Origin of the sequence: Frigoribacterium sp. MCBA15_019 (assembly GCF_001864945.1) — a bacterium.
Lineage (GTDB): Bacteria > Actinomycetota > Actinomycetes > Actinomycetales > Microbacteriaceae > Frigoribacterium.
This window is the reverse complement of sequence record NZ_MJGS01000005.1, coordinates 52693-69867: the sequence shown is the minus strand read 5'-3', so window position 1 is coordinate 69867 and position 17175 is coordinate 52693. Positions and strand designations below refer to the sequence as shown.

Sequence of the window (17175 nt, the reverse complement as noted above, 5' to 3'; positions counted from 1 at the left end):
GTCTCCCCTAGGCTCGCCGCATGCGCGTACCCCTCGGATTCGTCGGCCTGGCCGCCGTGGCCCTCGCCGTGACGGGTTGCACGGCCGTCGGGGCCGGGGCCGGTGAGCGACCCGAGCGCGCCTCCTCGTCCGCGGTGGTGGCCTCGGGCGCCGCGACGGCCGACGGCGTCGCGCTGCCGCCCGAGGGTGCCCGCTTCGACTACCAACTGGGAGGCGCGTCGCCCGTCCCCGACGGAGCCACCGTCGTCGCCCGCGACAGCACCGATGACCCCGCCGAGGGCGCCTACGGCATCTGCTACGTGAACGGGTTCCAGACGCAGCCCGGCGTCGAGTGGCCAAACGAGCTGCTCGTGCGCACGGCCGACGGCGAACCGCTCGTCGACCCGGGTTGGCCGGACGAGCACCTGTTCGACCTGTCCACCGAGGCGAACCGGCAGGCCGTGGCCGAGCGTCAGGCCTCGACGATCGACGGCTGCGCCTCCTCGGGCTACCAGGCGGTCGAGTTCGACAACCTCGACTCGTGGACGCGCTCGGACGGCGCCTTCGGCGAGGACGACGCGGTCGCCTTCGCGACCCTGCTCGTCGCCCGGGCCCACGCGGCCGGGCTGGCGACCGCGCAGAAGAACACCGCCGACCTCGGCGCCCGGGGCCGCGACGAGGTCGGCTACGACTTCGCCGTCACCGAGGAGTGCGACCGCTACGACGAGTGCGACGCCTTCACGGACGTGTACGGCGGCCTCGTGTTCGACGTCGAGTACACCGACGACCTCCGCGGCTCGGTCGCCGAGGTCTGTGCCCGGGTCGGAGAGCTCGACCCGGCTCCCTCGACCATCGTGCGCGACCACGACCTGGTGCCGGCCGACGACCCGGCCCACGTCTACAAGGCCTGCTGACCCGCGCGTCCTGACCCTCGGCCTAGGCCTCGCGGGTGATCTCGACGGTGACGAAGAGCTCGCTGTTCGACGAGCCCGCGTAGACGCCGCGCAGCGGCGGCACGTCGCGGTAGTCGCGGCCCTGGCCGACGACCACGTGCCGTTCGCCGATGTCGATCAGGTTGGTGGGGTCGAAGCCGTGCCAGGTGCCGCAGAAGAACTCGACCCAGGCGTGCGATTCGCCCGTGACGGTCTCGCGCAGCTCGGCCGAGGGCTTCGGGTGCAGGTAGCCGCTGACGTAGCGCGCCGGGATGCCCGCCGCCCTCAGGGCGCCGACCGTCACGTGGGCGATGTCCTGGCAGACGCCGGCCCGGGCGGCCCACGACTCGGCGGCCGTGGTCTTCACGTTGGTGACGCCCGGCAGGTACCGCACCGCGCCTCCGACCGTCTCGCAGATCGCCATCGCGGCGGCGCACGGGTCGGCGTGTGACGCCCGTGCCTCGGTGCCCACCTCGGCCAGGTCGGCAGGAGGCGCGGTGAGGGGCGTCTGCTCGAGGTGCTCGACGAACGACGTGCTGGCTCCCACGACCGCCGCCAGGTCGGCCCACGAGATCGTCTCGGACGGATGCGCCTGCGGCCGCACCTCGACGAGCGAGGTCGCGGTCAGCGAGAGCTGCCGGTGCGGCAGCAGCACCTCGAACGACGACACCCGCGTGCCCCAGTAGTCGACGTACTCGTGCGACGCGGCGACGGGTTCGATGCGCAGGTGCGACGAGAGCACGAACTGGCCCTCGGTGTGCGCCGGCAGCATGCGTGCCTCGTTGTAGCTCGCGACCGCCTCGCCCTGGTACGAGAAGCCCGTCAGGTGCCGGATGCGCAGCCGGCTCACGACCGCTCCCCCACCCAGGTCGGTGCCGCGCTCGTCGGGAAGTACCGCTGCCGGATCGCCTCGGACGCGGCGCTCGTCGCGGCCTGCACGGTGTCCATCTGGCCGGGCAGGTCGTCGAGGATCTCGCCGATCGGCCGGTACTCGAGCTCGCTGCGCATCTGACCGAGGATGCGCACCCCGCTGTCGGACGCCGCCACCCGGTGGTTCGTCGGCTCGACGTCGCGCAGGCAGGCCTCGGCCCGACTGATCGCGAACAGCACGCTGCGCGGGAACAGCCGGTCGAGCAGCAGGAACTCGGCGGCGTTGCGGGCGCTCGGCACGCCCCGGTAGGTGCGCAGGTACGCCTCGTACGCGCCGCACGACCGCAGGATCGTCGTCCACGACGGCCCGGACGCCTCGGTCAGGGTGCGGGTCGCGAGCAGGCGCGCGGTCATGTCGGCCCGCTCGATGGACCGGCCGAGGGTGAAGAACTGCCACACCTCGTCGCGGCTCGTGGCGCTCTCGATGATCCCGACGGCGAGCGCGCTGCGCTCCCGCACCCAGGCGAAGAACTCGTGCACCTTGTCGTCGGCGACCTTGCGCGGCATGCGGGCCCGCGTCGTGTTGAGGCACTCCCACAGCTCGGTCGAGACGATCTCGCGGGCCCGGCGCGCGTTCTCGCGGGCGGCGCCGAGCGAGTAGGCGATGGAGGCCGGGTTGTGCCGGTCGACCGCGAGCATCGACAGCACGTCGCCCCGGGCCAGGTCGCCCTCGGGGGCGTCGCTGCCCATCACGGCGAGCAGGCTGCGGCAGGCGACGTCCTCCTCGATCCAGGGGTCCTCGAGCAGCAGCTGCAGGTGCACGTCGAGGATGCGCGCCGTGCCGTCCGACCGCTCGATGTAGCGGCCGATCCAGAACAGGCTCTCGGCGATGCGGCTCAGCATGATGGTCCTTCGGTCGGGGTGGCTCCGTGGTCGGGAACGCGGGACGCAGGAGGCGCGGGTCGACCTCGTGACCCGGCCCGCACCTCCTTCGTCTGTTGCTGTTGCGCCTGCTGGTCGTTGCGGGGGTCGTCCTGGGGCGCGTGGTCGGGGCTGTGGTCGGCCGCGGCGGCCGCGGCCTCGGCGAGCTGCTCGGGCGTGACGACCGGGATCGACTGGGTCGGGGTCGTCTGCTCGGCGATGAGAGCACTGACGTCGTGGCCGGCCCAGGCGTTGACGTCGCCGCCGACGATCCAGGTGTCCTTCGAGCCACCGCCCTGGCTGCTGTTGACGACCAGCTGCCCCTCGGGCAGGGCGACTCGGGTGAGGCCGCCGGGCAGCACCCACACGTCGTCGCCGTCGTGCACGGCGAACGGCCGGAGGTCGGCATGGCGGGGGCGGAGGCCGTCGTCGACCAGGGTCGGGATCGTGCTGAGCTGCACGACGGGCTGCGCGATCCAGCCGCGAGGGTCGCGTTGCAGCTGCGTGCGCAACTCGTCGAGCTCGCGTCGGCTCGCGGCCGGACCGACGACGAGGCCCTTGCCGCCCGAGCCGTCGACCGGCTTGACGACGAGTTCGTCGAGGCGGTCGAGCACCTCGTCGAGGGCACCGGGGTCCTCGAGCCGCCAGGTGTGCACGTTCGGCAGCAGCGCCTCCTCGCCCAGGTAGTAGCGGATCAGCTCGGGCAGGTAGGTGTAGACGAGCTTGTCGTCGGCGACGCCGTTGCCCACCGCGTTCGCGATCGTCACCGTGCCGAGACGAGCGGCCATCAGCAGGCCGGGCGACCCGAGCACCGAGTCGGCGCGGAACTGCAGCGGGTCGAGGAACTCGTCGTCGACGCGGCGGTAGATCACGTCGACGCGTTCGGGTCCGCCGGTGGTCCGCATGAAGACGCGGCCGCCCGAGCAGTAGAGGTCGCGCCCCTCGACCAGTTCGACGCCCATGAGGCGCGCCAGCAGGGTGTGCTCGTAGTAGGCGGAGTTGAACACCCCGGGTGTCAGCACGACGACGGTCGGCTCGTCGACGCCCGACGGAGCGCTCTTCTTCAGCGCGGCGAGCAGCCGGTTGGGGTAGTCGCCCACCGGACGCACCCGCATCGAGACGAACAGCTCGGGCAGCGTCTGCGCCATGACGCGACGGTTCGAGATGACGTAGCTGACGCCGCTCGGCACCCGGACGTTGTCCTCGAGCACGCGCCAGGCACCCGCCTCGTCGCGGATCAGGTCGATGCCGCTGACCTGGATGCGCACGCCGTTCGCCGGGTCGATGCCACTCGCCTGCCGGTGGAAGTGGCTCGAGCTCGTGATCAGGCTGGCCGGGATGACCCCGTCGGCGATGGCGGTCTGCGGGCCGTAGACGTCGGCGAGGAACGCCTCGAGGGCCTTGACCCGCTGCTTGATGCCGCGCTCCACGGTCGTCCACTCGGCGTGCTCGACGACCCGCGGCACGGCGTCGAGCGGGAACGGCCGCTCTTCGCCGGCGAAGTCGAAGGTGACGCCCTGCGCCAGGTACGAGTCGGCCAGCGCCGCGGTGCGGCCCCGCAGGTCGTCCTGCGTCATGCCCTCGAGCGTCGCGTGGATCTCGTGGTACGCCCGACGGGGCGTGCCGTCGGGCTCGAACATCTCGTCCCACGCGGCCGCCGGCGGACGGGCGCCGGCCGGCCGGGCCGCGGCACCCGTGGTGGTCGCGTATCCCTCGAAGAGCTCACCCATGACTCGACGCTAGCCAGAGGGTGTTGCCGGGGTGTTTCGGCCGTGCGGCGGGGGTGTGTCGGGGCCCTTCGTGCAACTGCGCGACACCTGTCGCCCAGGTTTCGACCCGGCTCGGCTCGGCCGCAGGGGAGGACAAAAGCGAACAGGAGGGCCTTCCCGCCAATCCGATTTGTAACAGAGAACTCCCAGGAGGAATAGCGTCACCCACGAACGACAAGAACGTCCCACTGGGAGGACCCCCACATGCGCTTCAAGTACCTCGTCATCGCCCTCATCGCGTTCCTCGCGTACACCTATGGCGCCAAGGCCGGAAAGGGTCGTTACAAGGAGATCAGCAACTTCTTCGACTCGTTCTGGAACGACCCCAAGGTGAAGAAGGCGCGTGTCCAGGCCAAGAAGGACGTCGCCAAGGCCCGCAAGGCCGCGGTGAAGAAGGCCCGCAAGGCCTCGCACTAGTCCTCTCAGCCGCAGGGGCCCGAGAGGACGACCTTCTCACGGGCCTCTTCGCATGCGGCCGTCACACAGACCCCCGCTGGCACGCACCCGACCCCGACCGTCTCAGCAGCACCAGCGCAACCCGCGCACCAAACGAAAAGGAACACATCATGGGCTTCCTCGCCTTCATCCTCCTCGGCCTCATCGCCGGCGCCATCGCCAAGCTCATCCTCCCCGGCCGTCAGGGCGGCGGCTGGATCGCCACCCTGATCCTCGGTGTCATCGGCGCCCTCATCGGCGGCTGGATCGGCGGAGCCGTCTTCAACGTCGGCTACGACGGCTTCTTCAGCATCCAGAGCTGGATCATCGCGATCCTCGGTGCGCTCGTCGTCCTCGTCATCTGGGGCTTCATCACCGGCCGCAAGGGAAGCCGCGCGTAAGCAGCTCCCCCGCACCACGACAGAGCGGGCCGTCCCTCCGGGGGCGGCCCGCTCCGTCGTTCCCGGGGGCCGGGGGTCGTGTCGTTCCGGGTGTGCGAATCCCGACTCGCGCCTCCGCACCCGGCGTACCGAACCCGACCCGCGCCTCCGCGTCCGGCGTGCCGAACCCGACAACCGCCGCGCGCCACGCCGCTCATCTCCGCCCCACGGCCCTGATCCCCTGCCGACTGTCGCGAATTGCACGCCGCCGCGCGCCGGCTTCCCGACCTGCGCCTCCTCGTCCCGCGTGCCGAACCCGACCCGCGCCTCCCCGTCCCGCGTGCCGAACCCGACAACCGCCGCGCGCCACGCCGCTCATCTCCGCCCCACGGCCCTGATCCCCTGCCGACTGTCGCGAATTGCACGCCGCCGCGCGCCGGCTTCCCGACCCGCGCCTCCTCGTCCCGCGTGCCGAACCCGACCCGCGCCTCCGTGTCCGGCGTGCCGAACCCGACAACCGCCGCGCGCCACGCCGCTGATCTCCGGCCCACGGCCCTGATCCCCTGCCGACGGTCGCGAATTGCACGCATCGGCCGGGCCGCAGCGGCAGGAGGGGCGGGGCAGGGGCGCGGGACGGGTGCGAGACTCGGGGCATGTGGACGCAGAACCGGCCCGACCCCGACGTCGAGGTCCCGGAGGCGGTGGTCGCGACCGCGGGCAGCGACACCATCACCGCGGTCTGGCGGAACGAGGCCGGCAGAACGACCTACCGCCTCGGCGACGGCCCGACCCGGCGCTTCGCGAAGTGGGCCCCACACGGCAGCGGCCTCGACCTGCACGCCGAGGAGATGCGGCTGCGCTGGGTCGTCGACTTCACCCCCGCCCCCCGAGTGCTCGAGATCGGCGGCGACGACGAGGGCGAGTACCTGGTGACGGCGGGCGTGCCGGGGCGCAGCGCCGTCGACCCGCTCGGGGCCGCCGACCCGGCGACCGCCGCGCGCGAGGCGGGACGAGGGCTGAGGCGACTGCACGACGTGCTGCCGGTCGACGAGTGCCCGTTCAGCTGGTCGGTCGACGACCGGATCGCGACCAGCGGGAAGGCGCGCACCGCGCCTCCTGAACTCGGCGACCCACCGGCGATCGACCGCCTCGTCGTCTGCCACGGCGACCCGTGCGTGCCCAACACGCTGATCGGCGACGACGGACTCTGGTCGGGGCACGTCGACTTCGACGCCCTCGGCGTCGCCGACCGCTGGGCCGACCTCGCGGTCGCGACGATGAGCCTCGGGTGGAACTACGGGCCCGGCTTCGACCAGACCTTCCTCGACGCGTACGGCGTCGCCGACGACCCCGTCCGCACGGCGTACTACCGGGCGCTCTGGGCCGCGACGTGACCCGGGGCTGAACCGCACCGGGGGCCACGACGCCACGATGTGGGCACCGCGCCACGAGAAAACCTGGCGGTGTGACCAGAACGTGGCGTCATACATCGTCCGGGTCGTCCAAGATGGTGCGGTGACCGACATCGAGACCACACGACGACACGACGGCAGCCGTGACGACATCAGCGGCGCCGTCGACGGCAGCCTGCGTCAGGACGTCAGCTACCTCGGCAGCCTGCTCGGCCGGGTGCTGCGCGAATCCGGCGGCGACGAACTCTTCCAGGCCGTCGAGGACGTCCGGGCGGCCGTCATCGCCGCCTACGAGGGAGCCGACGGTGCGAGCCTCGACGACGCCCAACGCCTCGTCGACGCCCTCGACCAGGGGCTCGCCGAGCAGGTCGCCCGCGCCTTCACCTGCTACTTCCACCTCAGCAACCTCGCGGAGGAGCACCACCGCGTCCGGGTGCTGCGGCGCCGCGGCAGCGAGGCGAGCGCCGCGGGCGACTCGGTCTCGGCCACGCTGCGTCAGCTGACCGACGAGGTCGGCGCCGACGAGGCCTCGAAGCGGCTCGACGCCCTGCGCTTCCACCCCGTGCTCACCGCGCACCCGACCGAGGCCCGCCGCCGTGCGGTCGCGTCGAGCATCCGTCGCATCAGCGACCTGATGATCGACCGCGACCGACTCGAGAACGACGTCGCCGTGGCCGAGGCCGAACGCCGCCTGCTCGAAGAGGTCGACACGCTCTGGCGCACCTCGCCGATCCGCACCACGCGCCCGACCCCGCTCGACGAGGTCCGCACGGCCATGAGCATCTTCGACCAGACGCTCTTCGAGATCGTGCCGCAGGTCTACCGTCTGCTCGACGACCGGCTGCTCGGCGACGCCGCCGGCCGCGAGCCCGCCGTCGCCCCCGCCTTCATGCGCCTCGGCACCTGGATCGGCGGCGACCGCGACGGCAACCCGCACGTCACGGCCGAGGTCACCCGGGCCGCCGCCGACATCGCCGCCGAACACGTCCTGCTCGGCCTGCACCGCGCGACCACCCGCATCGGCGGCACCTTGACGCTCGACGAGGCCGAGACCCCGGCCTCCGCCGAACTGGTGGCCCTCGCGGAGGCGCAGCGCGCGATGGACGCGGACGTCGCGTCCCGCATCGGCGTGCGCTCACCCCACGAGCTCCACCGCCGCGTGCTGATGTTCGTCGCGGCCCGCATCGACGCCACCCGTCGCGAGGGAGCACCGCTCGCCTACGGCCACCCCGACGAGCTGCTCGCCGACCTGCGGGTCGTGCAGCAGTCGCTGCGCGCGGCCGGCGCGCACCGCAGCGCCAACGGCGACCTGCAGGGACTCGTCTGGCAGGTCGAGACGTTCGGCTTCCACCTCGCCGAGCTCGAGGTGCGCCAGCACTCGCAGGTGCACCGCACGGCCCTCGCCGAGCTCCGCGCGGCCGACCCGGTGGCGGGCGGCGAGCAGTCGACCGGCGGCGACGCCGGGACCGACACCGCGCCTCCTGCTCGGAGCGAGATGACCGACGAGGTCCTCGCGGTGTTCCGCACGATCGCCGACCTGCAGAAGCGCTACGGCGTGCGGGCCGCGTCGCGCTACATCGTGTCGTTCACGCAGTCGTCGGCCGACCTGGCCAACGTCTACGAGCTCGCCGAGCGCGCGATGGGCGACGAACCCGCGCCCGTGCTCGACGTTATCCCGCTGTTCGAGACGTTCGCCGACCTCGAGGCCAGCACGCGCATCCTCGACGAGGCCCTGCAGACCGAGGCGGTGCAGAAGCGCCTCGCGGCGACCGGCCGCCGCCTCGAGGTCATGTTGGGCTACTCGGACTCGTCGAAGGACGTCGGGCCCGTCTCGGCCACCTTCGCCCTCTACGCCGCCCAGGCCCGCATCGCCGACTGGGCCGCCGAGAACGACATCGAGCTGACGCTGTTCCACGGTCGCGGCGGCGCCCTCGGCCGTGGTGGCGGACCGGCGAACGAAGCCGTGCTGGCACAGCCTCCGGCCTCGGTCGACGGCCGCTTCAAGATCACCGAGCAGGGCGAGGTCATCTTCGCCCAGTACGGCAACAAGACGATCGCCGCCCGACACGTCGAGCAGATGGCTGCGGCCACGCTGCTGGCGTCGAGCCCGTCGAACGAGCAGGCCAACGCGACCGCCGCCACCCGGTTCGCCGAGGTCGCCTCGACGATGGACGTCGCCTCGCGTGAGGCGTTCTTCGGCCTGGTCAAGGCCGACGGCTTCGCCTCGTGGTTCGCCGCCGTCACCCCGATGGAAGAGGTGGGCCTGCTCGCGCTCGGCTCACGTCCCGCCCGTCGGGGGCTCTCGGTCGAGTCCCTCGAAGACCTCCGGGCGATCCCGTGGGTCTTCGCCTGGACCCAGGCCCGCATCAACCTCGCCGGCTGGTACGGCCTCGGCTCGGCCCTCGAGGCCGTGGGCGACCTCGACCTGCTGCGTGAGGCCTACGCGACCTGGCCGCTCTTCTCGGCGATGATCAAGAACGTCGAGATGTCGCTCGCCAAGACCGACGAGCACATCGCCCGCGAGTACCTGGCGCTGGCCGACCGCGACGACCTCGCCGGACGCGTGCTCGACGAGATGGCCCGCACGCGCACGTGGGTGCTCGCGGTCAGCGGCCACGGCGAGGTCCTCGACGGTCGTCCGGTGCTGAGCCGCGCCGTGCGGCTGCGCTCGCCCTACGTCGACGCGCTCTCGCTGCTGCAGCTGCGCGCCCTGCGGGCGATCCGCGTCGCGGGCGGTGGTGACCCGGCGGACGCCGACCACCGCCTCCTGCTGCTCAGCGTCAACGGCATCGCCGCCGGGTTGCAGAACACCGGCTGAGCCGCCGACGCAGGACGCAGGAGGCGCGGGCCGGGTCGTCGACCCGGCCCGCGCCTCCTGCGTCCTCTGCCCGTCAGCCGGGCGAGCGCGTCAGCTCGTCAGCGCGTCAGCCGACCAGCTGCTCGCTGAGCGCCCAGAGTCGGTCCGACTGCTCGGGGTCGAGGGCGTAGTCCTTGACGCCGCGACCGCGGGCGTCCTCGCGGAACGGCTCGGCCTCGGCGACGTCCTCGAAGTAGCGGGCGCCGACGCCCTCGACGAGCGGGTGGACGGCCACGAAGACCGACGTCGCGGCGCCCTGCTGGGTCGACTTGAAGGCCGGGTTGGGGGTGCCGTCCTCGTCGATCCAGCCGCGGTCGAGCATCTCCTGCTTGGGCAGGTGGCGCTGCAGCGGCGTCAGGATGCCACCCGGGTGCACGGCGTTCGCCAGCACGCCGTCGTCGGCCCAGCGCTGCGTGACGCCCACCGCGAAGAGGGAGTTCGCCGTCTTGGACTGGCCGTAGGCCGACCACGGGTCGTACTCGCGCCGCTCGAACATCACGTCGTCGAACACGATGGGCGAGAAGTGGTGGCCGGTCGAGCTGAGCGACACGAGGCGCGACGGGGTGCCCGACGCCTGTGCTCCCTCGACGAGGGCGCCGCGGAGCGCGTTCGCCAGGGCGAAGTGGCCGAGGTGGTTGTTGCTGAACTGCAGCTCCCAGCCCTCGGGGGTGCGGGTCTCGGGCGTGGCCATGATGCCGGCGTTGTCGATCAGCACGTCGAGCGGGCCCTGCCACGCGTCGGCGAAGGCCTGCAGGGTGTCGCGCTTCTCGAGGTCGAGGATCGCGGCACGGACGGTGCCGCTGCCGTCGCGGGTGCTCTCGCGGATGTCGGCGACGGCCTGCTCGCCCTGCTCGGGACGGCGGACGGCGAGGGTCACGTCGGCCCCGGCGGCGACGAGGGAGCGGGCGGTCTCGATGCCGATGCCGGACGCGGCGCCGGTCACGACGATGCGTCGGCCGGTCAGGTCGAGGCCGTCGACGACCTCGTTCGCGGTGGTGGCGGCACTGAAGGGGGTGGTGATGCGAGTCATGGGGTCGACGCTACGCCCGCTTCGACGCGCCCCTCTCGGCGGACGGGACGCGCTTGCCCGACACGACCGGCACCGCGCCTCCCGGGTGTGCAATTCCCGACCGGCACCGCGCCTCCCGCGCGTACCGAACCCGACACGCGCCGTCCGACATGCCGCTCAGGTTGCCACTCGACCGGGTTCGACGGGCGCAGCTGTCGCGAATTGCACACCCGGGCAGGACATCGGCGACAGAGCCGTCGGGGGCGCGGGTCAGGCGGTGCGGCGCGCTCGGCGCATCCGGACGAGCGCGGCGGCGTAGAGGGCCGCCGCGACCCAGTGACCGACGAGGCCGACCCAGAGCACCACGAGGCCGATCGTCCGGCCTGCGGCTCCGGCGTCGGCGAGCGGGGCCGACGCCGTGCCTCCGGACCCGCCGAACTGGTCCACGAACGCCGCCGCGACCAGCACGAGCAACAGTCCGACGAAGATCAGGGCCGTGCGGATCTTGCCGACCCAGGTCACCGGGAACGACGCCCCGGCCAGCACGAACAGCGCGTAGGCGCTCAGCAGCAGGTCCGGCACCAGCAGCAGCGGCAGCACGGGCCAGGGCACGAGCCCTCCGGCGACGAACGCGATGACGACGACGATCACCGTGATGCGGTCGGCCACCGGGTCGAGCCACTTGCCGAGCTCGGACGTCGTGTTCGTGCGACGGGCGATGAACCCGTCGAGGAAGTCCGTCACGAAGACGACCGCGATGACGACCATCGCCGACCAGTAGTGCTGCCCCACGATCAACACGAGGAACACCGGCAGCAGCAGCAGCCGGGCCGCCGAGATGGCGTTGGGCACGGTGCGCCACTCGTCCTGACGGAACAGCTTGTCGACGAGCGTCACGAGGCCCCCTCTGCGCGATCGCGCGGACTGTCGGTGCGGTCGCACCGATCACACCCGAGGAGGCGCGGGTCGCGCCCCCGAGATCGCTCCGAGTCTACGGGTGCCCCGGTCAGGCGGTGCCGTAGAGCGCGTCGGGCAGCTCGCGCATGAAGATCTCGGCGGTCTTCGGCCCGACACCCTTGAGGTCGGTGAGACGACGGGTCAGTTCGGCCCGGTCCGCCGACGACCGCACGAGGTGGCTCACCGAGCCCCAGTCGGAGTCGACGCGTCCCATGACCTCGTGCAGCTCGTCGCTCATCACGTGGTCGATGCGGGCGTAGCCGGCCTCGTCGAGCAACCGGCGCAACCCCTCGTGGTCGTGCTCGGCGAAGCGGGCGGGGCTGGTCAGCCCGTGGTCGATCAGCACCTGGTAGGTGTCGGCGGCGACGCCCTGCTGCACGGGCCGGCCGAACAGCACGCTCGCGAGCAGCCAGCGGTACAGCTGCTGCGGCGAGCCCTCGCTCACGTCGATCCCGAGGTCGGACGGGTGCTTCACGTCGCTCATGCCGTCCTGTCTACGCCCAGTGCGCGGCGCGGGTGACGCGCCCCGCGCCTCCTCGGCTCGCCGCGGGCGCCGGACGGCGCGCGGACTGCGCGGACGGGCCTCACGACGACGAACCCCGTTCCGTGCGATGAACCACGAAGGAACGTGGTTCATCGCACGGAACGGGGTTCACGGTGCAGGCGACCGACTAGCGGTCGGCGTGCTGCAGCGTCGGGTAGTCGGTGTAGCCCTCGGCACCCTCGGCGTAGAACGTGGCGGGGTTCGGCTCGTTGACCTCGTGGTCGCCCTGCCAACGCTCGACCAGGTCGGGGTTGGCGATGGCGAAGCGGCCCACGGCGACGGCGTCGGCCTGGCCGTCCGCGACCTCGGCGATGGCCTCTTCGCGCGTGGTGATCTGGCCGAAGCCGCTGTTGGCGATGAAGGCGCCGCCGAAGCGCGTGCGGAGGTCCTGCACGAGCTCGCCGCGCAGGTCGGCCTGCAGCACGCTGAGGTAGGCGAGGCCGAGCGGGGCGAGGCCTTCGACGAGCGCGCGGTAGACGGCGGTCACGTCGGCGACGTCGGTCTCGACGACGTCCTGGATGTTGTGCATGGGCGACAGGCGGATGCCGACGCGGCCGGCACCGATCGCCTCGGCCACGGCCGTCGCGGTCTCGATCGCGAGGCGGGCACGGTTCTCGGGGGTTCCGCCGTACTCGTCGGTGCGGACGTTCGAGACGGGCGAGAGGAACTCGTGCAGCAGGTAGCCGTTGGCGCTGTGGATCTCGACGCCGTCGAGCCCGGCCTCGAGCACGGCGCGCTTCGACGCGGCGACGATGTCGGCCGTGACCTGGTGCACCTCGTCGGTGGTGAGGGCGTGCGGCACGGGGAAGTCGACCTTGCCGGCCGAGGTGTGCACCTGGCCGTCGATGGCGATCGCGCTGGGGCCGACGATGCGGTCGGTGCGGGTGATGTCGGTGTGCGAGACGCGGCCGCCGTGCATGACCTGCATGACGATCTGGCCACCCTCGGCGTGGACGGCGTCGGCGACGCGCTTCCAGCCGGCGACCTGCTCGTCGGTGACGATGCCGGGCTGGCCGTCGTAGGCCTTCGACTCCTGCGAGGGGTAGGTGCCCTCCGTCGTGATCAGACCGAAGGAGGCGCGCTGACGGTAGTGCTCCACCACGACGTCGCCGGGAACGCCGGCGTCGCCGGAGCGAAGACGGGTGAGGGGCGCCATGACGACGCGGTTGCGCAGCTCGAGCTGGCCGAAGGTGGCGGGAGAGAAGAGGTCCAAGGGTGGTCCTTCCGAACGATGGGTCGCCCTCGGGCGGGGGCGCTCGTGAGGCAACCCGACGGTTGCACCCTGCATTCCCCGCCGGGTGCATCGACACCCCGGGAAGTCACCGAGACCCCTGTGCGCGGACCGGGGTGTCGACCACGTCCTGGGGGCTGAGGCGGCCGAGGCCCGCCGCGACGAGGGCCGCGAGCGCGGCCAGGACGAACGCCGTGCCGTAGCCGGCGGTTCCGACGAGCGCACCCAGGACGACGGCCCCCACGGCCTGGCCCAGCACCAGCAGCACGAAGAGCAGTGCCGTCCCGCTCGCGGCCCGCTCGGCGTCGATCTCGGCGGTCCAGGCGATCAGCGCACCCGTCGCCGCCGTGTAGGCCCAGCCGAACGCCGCGCAGGCCGCGAACGCCACCGGCACGACTCCGGGGAGGGCTGCCGCCCCGGCCGTGCCCGCCGCCAGCACGGCCAGCGTGAGAGTCCAGACCGTCCCGGGGGCCAGGCGCGCCAGCGGTCGGGCGGTGACGATGACGGCCGTGCCTCCGGCGCCGAGGCAGACCCAGGCCCCGACCGACAGCTCGGCCGCCACCCCGGCGTCGACCAGCAGGGTGCGTCCGTAGTTCCAGACCGCGGCCGAGGCGGTACCGGCGAGCAGCGCCGCGAGCAGCACCCACCGGTGGGCGACGAACCACGACCGCGGCGGCAGGAGGCCGCGGGGACCGGTCGGGCCGAGGCCCGTCGCGCCGCTCGGGCGGGCGGCGTCGGCGCGTGCGTGAGCGGTGGCGCCGTCCGCGACGAGGGATCGAGCGGAGGAGGCGCGGCGGTCGAGCACGAGGACGGCCCCCGCCGCCACGACGGCTCCCCCGGCGGCCACCAGCCAGGCGAGCCGCCAGTCGGGCAGCAGCACGAACGCCAGGAGCCCCGCCGCCACCAGCCCCGGTCCGGTGCCTGCGTTGACGACCGTCTGGGCGCCCGCCTGCCGCCCGTCGTCGAGACCGCGCTGCAGGACGCGCACCAACGCGGGCGAGGCGAGCCCGGCGCCCGCCGAGCCCAGCACGGCCGCGAGCGCGAACGGGACCACGTCGGGGGCGAGGGCCATGCCCGCGGCCCCGACCCCGGCCGTGGCACCCGCCGCGACGACGAGGGCCCGCGAGTGGCGACCGGCCGCGGCGAACCCCGCCACCGCGCCGGCGACGTAGGCCAGCGACCCGCCCGAGGAGATCGTCCCCGCGACGCCCGCGTCGAACTCGAGGTCCGCCTGCATCTCGGGCAGGTACAACCCGTAGGCGAGGCGGACCAAGCCGTAGGTCACCGCGATCAGGGCCGTGCCGGCGGCGACGAGCCCGACGCCCGTCGACCCCGACGTGGTCCCCGTCGTTCGTGACGTCGCGGGTGCAATCGAAAACGTACGTTTCATTTCGACAGCCTAAGCTGTCCGCATGCCCCTGCGCCCGGCCAGCGAGAAGAAGATCCTCGACGCCGCCGACGAGCTGTTCTTCACGAACGGCATCGCGGCCACGCCCGTCGACGCCGTCCTCGCCCGCGCGGGCGTCTCGGCGGCGACGATGTACCGCGGCTATCGCAGCAAGGAGGCGCTGGTCGCCGCAGCGCTGACCCGTCGCCACCACGACTGGCTCGCCACCTGGGACGCCGCCGTCGCCCGGCACGACGAGGCCGGCCCGCGCCTCCTCGCGGTCTTCGACGCGCTGGACGAGTTCCGGTCACGCCCGACGGGGGCCCGCTGGTGCGCCTTCCTCGCCTCGGCGGCGGAGTACGTCGATCCGCCCGCCGACGTCGCCGAGGCCGTGCGGCTCGACACCGAGACGCTGCGCACCCGACTCACCGACCTCGCCCGCCCGCTCGTCGGGGGGCAGGCCGAGGCGCTGGCCGAACACCTGTTGCTGGTCGTGACGGGCGACCTCGCCATGCGTCTGCGCGAGCCCGCGCGTGACACCACGACCGCCCGTGCCGTCGCCACCGCCCTGCTGGCCGCCGCGGGCCGTCAGGGACGCTGACACCCCAGGAACACGCCGAGACCCTTCCGCGCATCGGAGGGTCTCGGCGGTTTCACGGGGTCTCGGGCGAACCGTTCCGGTCGAAGCCGGTGCGGACGGCGGCGATGTCGTCGTCGCCGTGGCCCTGCTCGGCAGCCGAGGCGTACACACCGGACAGCGCCTCGAGCAGGCCGGTGTCGAAGCGCGTGCCCTGGGCGGCCTCGCGCATCAGACCGAGGTCCTTGCGGATGCCGTCGAGGGCGAACTGGGCCGGGTACTCGCCAGCGATCATCGTCGCGCCCTTGAGGTGCGCGTACGGGGTGTCGGACTGGCCGCCGTCGATCGCGTCGAGGAAGAGCTGCGGGTCGAGGCCGAGAGCCTCCGTCAGCGCGAGCGACTGGGCCGTGGCGGCGGTGATCGTGGCGATCCAGGCGTTGGCGGCGAGCTTCAACGCCGTCCCCTGCCCGACCGTGTCGCCCGCGACGATCGTCTTCGAGCCCATGGCGTCGAGCACCGGACGCACGGCCTCGAGCAGGGCGCCGTCGCCGGCGGCCAGCATGACGAGCTTCCCCGTCGCGGCCGGCTTCTTCGTGCCGAGCATCATCGCCTCGACGAGCCGGAGCCCGTGCCCGTCGGCCGTCCGGACGACGCGGGCCGTGTCGGCCTCGCCGATGGTGCTGGCCTGCACCCAGACGGCGTCGGGACGGCTCGCGTCGGCCGCCTCGTCGAGGACCTCGAGCACGGCGTCGCCGTCGAACAGCACGGTGACGATCACGTCGACGCCCTCGACCGCCTGACGCGCCGTGTCGGCGACCACGGCGCCGTCGGCGGCCAGCGGCTCGGCCTTCGACCTCGTGCGGTTCCAGACCGTGACGTCGAACCCCTCGCGCAGCAGTGTTCCCGCCACGCCCTGACCCATGATGCCCGTCCCGAGCACTGCGACCTTCATGGCTCCGACGCTACGCCCGGCGCGGGCGAGCAGCGCGGCTCAGTCGAGCGGATCGGGCCCCACGGGGTCGGGCCGCATCGCGCGGCGCACCCGCGCGACGACCGACGGGGCGGGCGGATCGTTGTACGAACCCGCCTCGACCTGTCCGCTGAGCCGCTGGATCGCCGCCATCACCTCGTCGGTCGCGTGCCGACGAGCCCGACCCGACTTCGCCTCGCCGTGGCGCGAGAGGTCGATGGGCTCGCCGAACTCGACGGTGACCTTCCGGAGGCGCGGGAGGCGCGCGCCCGCCGGTTGCAGTTCCTGGGTCCCCGTCAGGGCGACCGGCACGACCGGCGCCCCGCTCGTCAGAGCGAGCCAGGCGACGCCCGTCCGGCCGCGGTACAGCCGCCCGTCGAGGGAGCGCGTCCCCTCGGGGTAGATCGCGAACGCGTCGCCGTCCGTCAGCTTGCCGAGGCCCAGGTCGAGGGCGTGCTGCGCGGCGGACCCGGCCCCTCGCTCGACACCGATCGCGCCGATGCCCGTGAAGAAGGCGCGCGATGCACGACCTTTGAGACCAGGGCCGGTGAAGTAGGCGTTCTTCGCGAGGAACGAGACCTGACGGGGTGCCATGAGGGTGATCACGACGCTGTCCATGAACGAGAGATGGTTGCTGGCGAGGATGACGGCACCACGCCGCGGGACGTTGCGGCGCCCGATCACCCGGGGACGCCAGACCACGCGCACGAGGGGTGACAGGGCCGAACGGCTGAGGGTTGTGAGCACGCTCCACTGTGCCCGACGCCACATTCCCCGAGGGGCATGGCTCGCCCCCGCGCCTCACCCGGGGCCCGTCGGCACCCACCCGCACCACCCGATTCGGGGAACAACGGGTGTCCCCCTCAGGGAGGATTGCCGCAGACGGACCCGCGGCCTATCGTCGGAGGTCGATCGAAACAGGACGCTCGTCCGGTTCACGACCCC

The 17175-nt window shown here is 72.8% G+C and carries 16 protein-coding genes; 6 read left to right on the top strand and 10 right to left on the bottom strand.

What is annotated here, in order from left to right; genetic code table 11:
- Positions 1-20 precede the first annotated feature (20 nt).
- Positions 21-893, top strand: a complete 873-nt coding sequence (locus BIV04_RS08025) for an endo alpha-1,4 polygalactosaminidase (RefSeq protein WP_083396282.1) — start codon at positions 21-23, stop codon at positions 891-893.
- Positions 894-915: 22 nt separating this feature from the next.
- Here the strand turns inward: BIV04_RS08025 and BIV04_RS08020 are convergent, their stop codons facing one another.
- The 3 genes from BIV04_RS08020 to BIV04_RS08010 are packed head-to-tail and all read right to left on the bottom strand — an operon-like array spanning position 916 to position 4432.
- The gene (locus tag BIV04_RS08020) at positions 916-1761 is read right to left on the bottom strand and encodes a transglutaminase family protein (RefSeq protein ID WP_071255687.1); all 846 of its coding nucleotides are present in this window, start codon (positions 1759-1761) and stop codon (positions 916-918) included.
- Positions 1758-2684, bottom strand: coding sequence for an alpha-E domain-containing protein (locus BIV04_RS08015; RefSeq protein ID WP_043595802.1), 927 nt, complete (start codon positions 2682-2684; stop codon positions 1758-1760). The genes BIV04_RS08020 and BIV04_RS08015 overlap by 4 nt, the downstream gene beginning before the upstream one ends.
- Positions 2678-4432, bottom strand: coding sequence for a circularly permuted type 2 ATP-grasp protein (locus BIV04_RS08010; protein ID WP_083396281.1), 1755 nt, complete (start codon positions 4430-4432; stop codon positions 2678-2680). The genes BIV04_RS08015 and BIV04_RS08010 overlap by 7 nt, the downstream gene beginning before the upstream one ends.
- Before the next feature lie 243 nt (positions 4433-4675).
- Here BIV04_RS08010 and BIV04_RS08005 point away from each other — a divergent pair, with 243 nt between their 5' ends.
- From BIV04_RS08005 to BIV04_RS07990, 4 genes are all read left to right on the top strand, one after another.
- Positions 4676-4888, top strand: coding sequence for a hypothetical protein (locus tag BIV04_RS08005; protein WP_071255686.1), 213 nt, complete (start codon positions 4676-4678; stop codon positions 4886-4888).
- 149 nt (positions 4889-5037) lie between these two features.
- Positions 5038-5307, top strand: a complete 270-nt coding sequence (locus tag BIV04_RS08000; protein ID WP_043595797.1) for a GlsB/YeaQ/YmgE family stress response membrane protein — start codon at positions 5038-5040, stop codon at positions 5305-5307.
- A 632-nt stretch (positions 5308-5939) separates the two neighbouring features.
- On the top strand, positions 5940-6680 hold the full coding sequence (locus BIV04_RS07995) for an aminoglycoside 3'-phosphotransferase (RefSeq protein WP_071255684.1): 741 nt from the start codon (positions 5940-5942) through the stop codon (positions 6678-6680).
- Between the two features lie 121 nt (positions 6681-6801).
- Positions 6802-9516, top strand: a complete 2715-nt coding sequence (locus tag BIV04_RS07990; protein WP_071255683.1) for a phosphoenolpyruvate carboxylase — start codon at positions 6802-6804, stop codon at positions 9514-9516.
- Between the two features lie 106 nt (positions 9517-9622).
- On the opposite strand, the gene BIV04_RS07985 is transcribed toward BIV04_RS07990, so the two are convergent.
- From BIV04_RS07985 to BIV04_RS07965, 5 genes are all read right to left on the bottom strand, one after another.
- Entirely contained in the window at positions 9623-10585 is a 963-nt protein-coding gene (locus tag BIV04_RS07985) for an SDR family NAD(P)-dependent oxidoreductase (RefSeq protein WP_071255681.1), read from the bottom strand.
- Between the two features lie 249 nt (positions 10586-10834).
- Entirely contained in the window at positions 10835-11461 is a 627-nt protein-coding gene (locus BIV04_RS07980; protein WP_071255680.1) for a CDP-alcohol phosphatidyltransferase family protein, read from the bottom strand.
- 109 nt (positions 11462-11570) lie between these two features.
- On the bottom strand, positions 11571-12005 hold the full coding sequence (locus BIV04_RS07975) for a hypothetical protein (RefSeq protein ID WP_071255679.1): 435 nt from the start codon (positions 12003-12005) through the stop codon (positions 11571-11573).
- 187 nt (positions 12006-12192) lie between these two features.
- Positions 12193-13278, bottom strand: a complete 1086-nt coding sequence (locus BIV04_RS07970) for an alkene reductase (protein WP_071255677.1) — start codon at positions 13276-13278, stop codon at positions 12193-12195.
- Positions 13279-13384: 106 nt separating this feature from the next.
- Positions 13385-14686, bottom strand: coding sequence for an MFS transporter (locus BIV04_RS07965; RefSeq protein ID WP_071255675.1), 1302 nt, complete (start codon positions 14684-14686; stop codon positions 13385-13387).
- Positions 14687-14708: 22 nt separating this feature from the next.
- Here BIV04_RS07965 and BIV04_RS07960 point away from each other — a divergent pair, with 22 nt between their 5' ends.
- Positions 14709-15284: a TetR/AcrR family transcriptional regulator gene (locus BIV04_RS07960; protein WP_071255674.1), complete on the top strand. Its 576-nt coding sequence runs from the start codon at positions 14709-14711 to the stop codon at positions 15282-15284.
- 52 nt (positions 15285-15336) lie between these two features.
- On the opposite strand, the gene BIV04_RS07955 is transcribed toward BIV04_RS07960, so the two are convergent.
- Positions 15337-16212, bottom strand: coding sequence for an NAD(P)-dependent oxidoreductase (locus BIV04_RS07955; protein ID WP_071255672.1), 876 nt, complete (start codon positions 16210-16212; stop codon positions 15337-15339).
- A gap of 39 nt (positions 16213-16251) precedes the next feature.
- Positions 16252-17001, bottom strand: a complete 750-nt coding sequence (locus BIV04_RS07950; RefSeq protein ID WP_071255670.1) for a 1-acyl-sn-glycerol-3-phosphate acyltransferase — start codon at positions 16999-17001, stop codon at positions 16252-16254.
- Between the last annotated feature and the right edge of the window lie 174 nt (positions 17002-17175).

Bases quoted from the DNA above. Each gene is read 5' to 3' on its own strand.
- BIV04_RS08025 (WP_083396282.1), top strand. From the start codon at position 21: ATGCGCGTACCCCTCGGATTCGTCGGCCTGGCCGCCGTGGCCCTCGCC.
- BIV04_RS08015 (WP_043595802.1), bottom strand. From the start codon at position 2,684: ATGCTGAGCCGCATCGCCGAGAGCCTGTTCTGGATCGGCCGCTACATC.
- BIV04_RS08010 (WP_083396281.1), bottom strand. From the start codon at position 4,432: ATGGGTGAGCTCTTCGAGGGATACGCGACCACCACGGGTGCCGCGGCC.
- BIV04_RS08005 (WP_071255686.1), top strand. From the start codon at position 4,676: ATGCGCTTCAAGTACCTCGTCATCGCCCTCATCGCGTTCCTCGCGTAC.
- BIV04_RS08000 (WP_043595797.1), top strand. From the start codon at position 5,038: ATGGGCTTCCTCGCCTTCATCCTCCTCGGCCTCATCGCCGGCGCCATC.
- BIV04_RS07995 (WP_071255684.1), top strand. From the start codon at position 5,940: ATGTGGACGCAGAACCGGCCCGACCCCGACGTCGAGGTCCCGGAGGCG.
- BIV04_RS07985 (WP_071255681.1), bottom strand. From the start codon at position 10,585: ATGACTCGCATCACCACCCCCTTCAGTGCCGCCACCACCGCGAACGAG.
- BIV04_RS07975 (WP_071255679.1), bottom strand. From the start codon at position 12,005: ATGAGCGACGTGAAGCACCCGTCCGACCTCGGGATCGACGTGAGCGAG.
- BIV04_RS07965 (WP_071255675.1), bottom strand. From the start codon at position 14,686: ATGAAACGTACGTTTTCGATTGCACCCGCGACGTCACGAACGACGGGG.
- BIV04_RS07960 (WP_071255674.1), top strand. From the start codon at position 14,709: ATGCCCCTGCGCCCGGCCAGCGAGAAGAAGATCCTCGACGCCGCCGAC.
- BIV04_RS07955 (WP_071255672.1), bottom strand. From the start codon at position 16,212: ATGAAGGTCGCAGTGCTCGGGACGGGCATCATGGGTCAGGGCGTGGCG.
- BIV04_RS07950 (WP_071255670.1), bottom strand. From the start codon at position 17,001: ATGTGGCGTCGGGCACAGTGGAGCGTGCTCACAACCCTCAGCCGTTCG.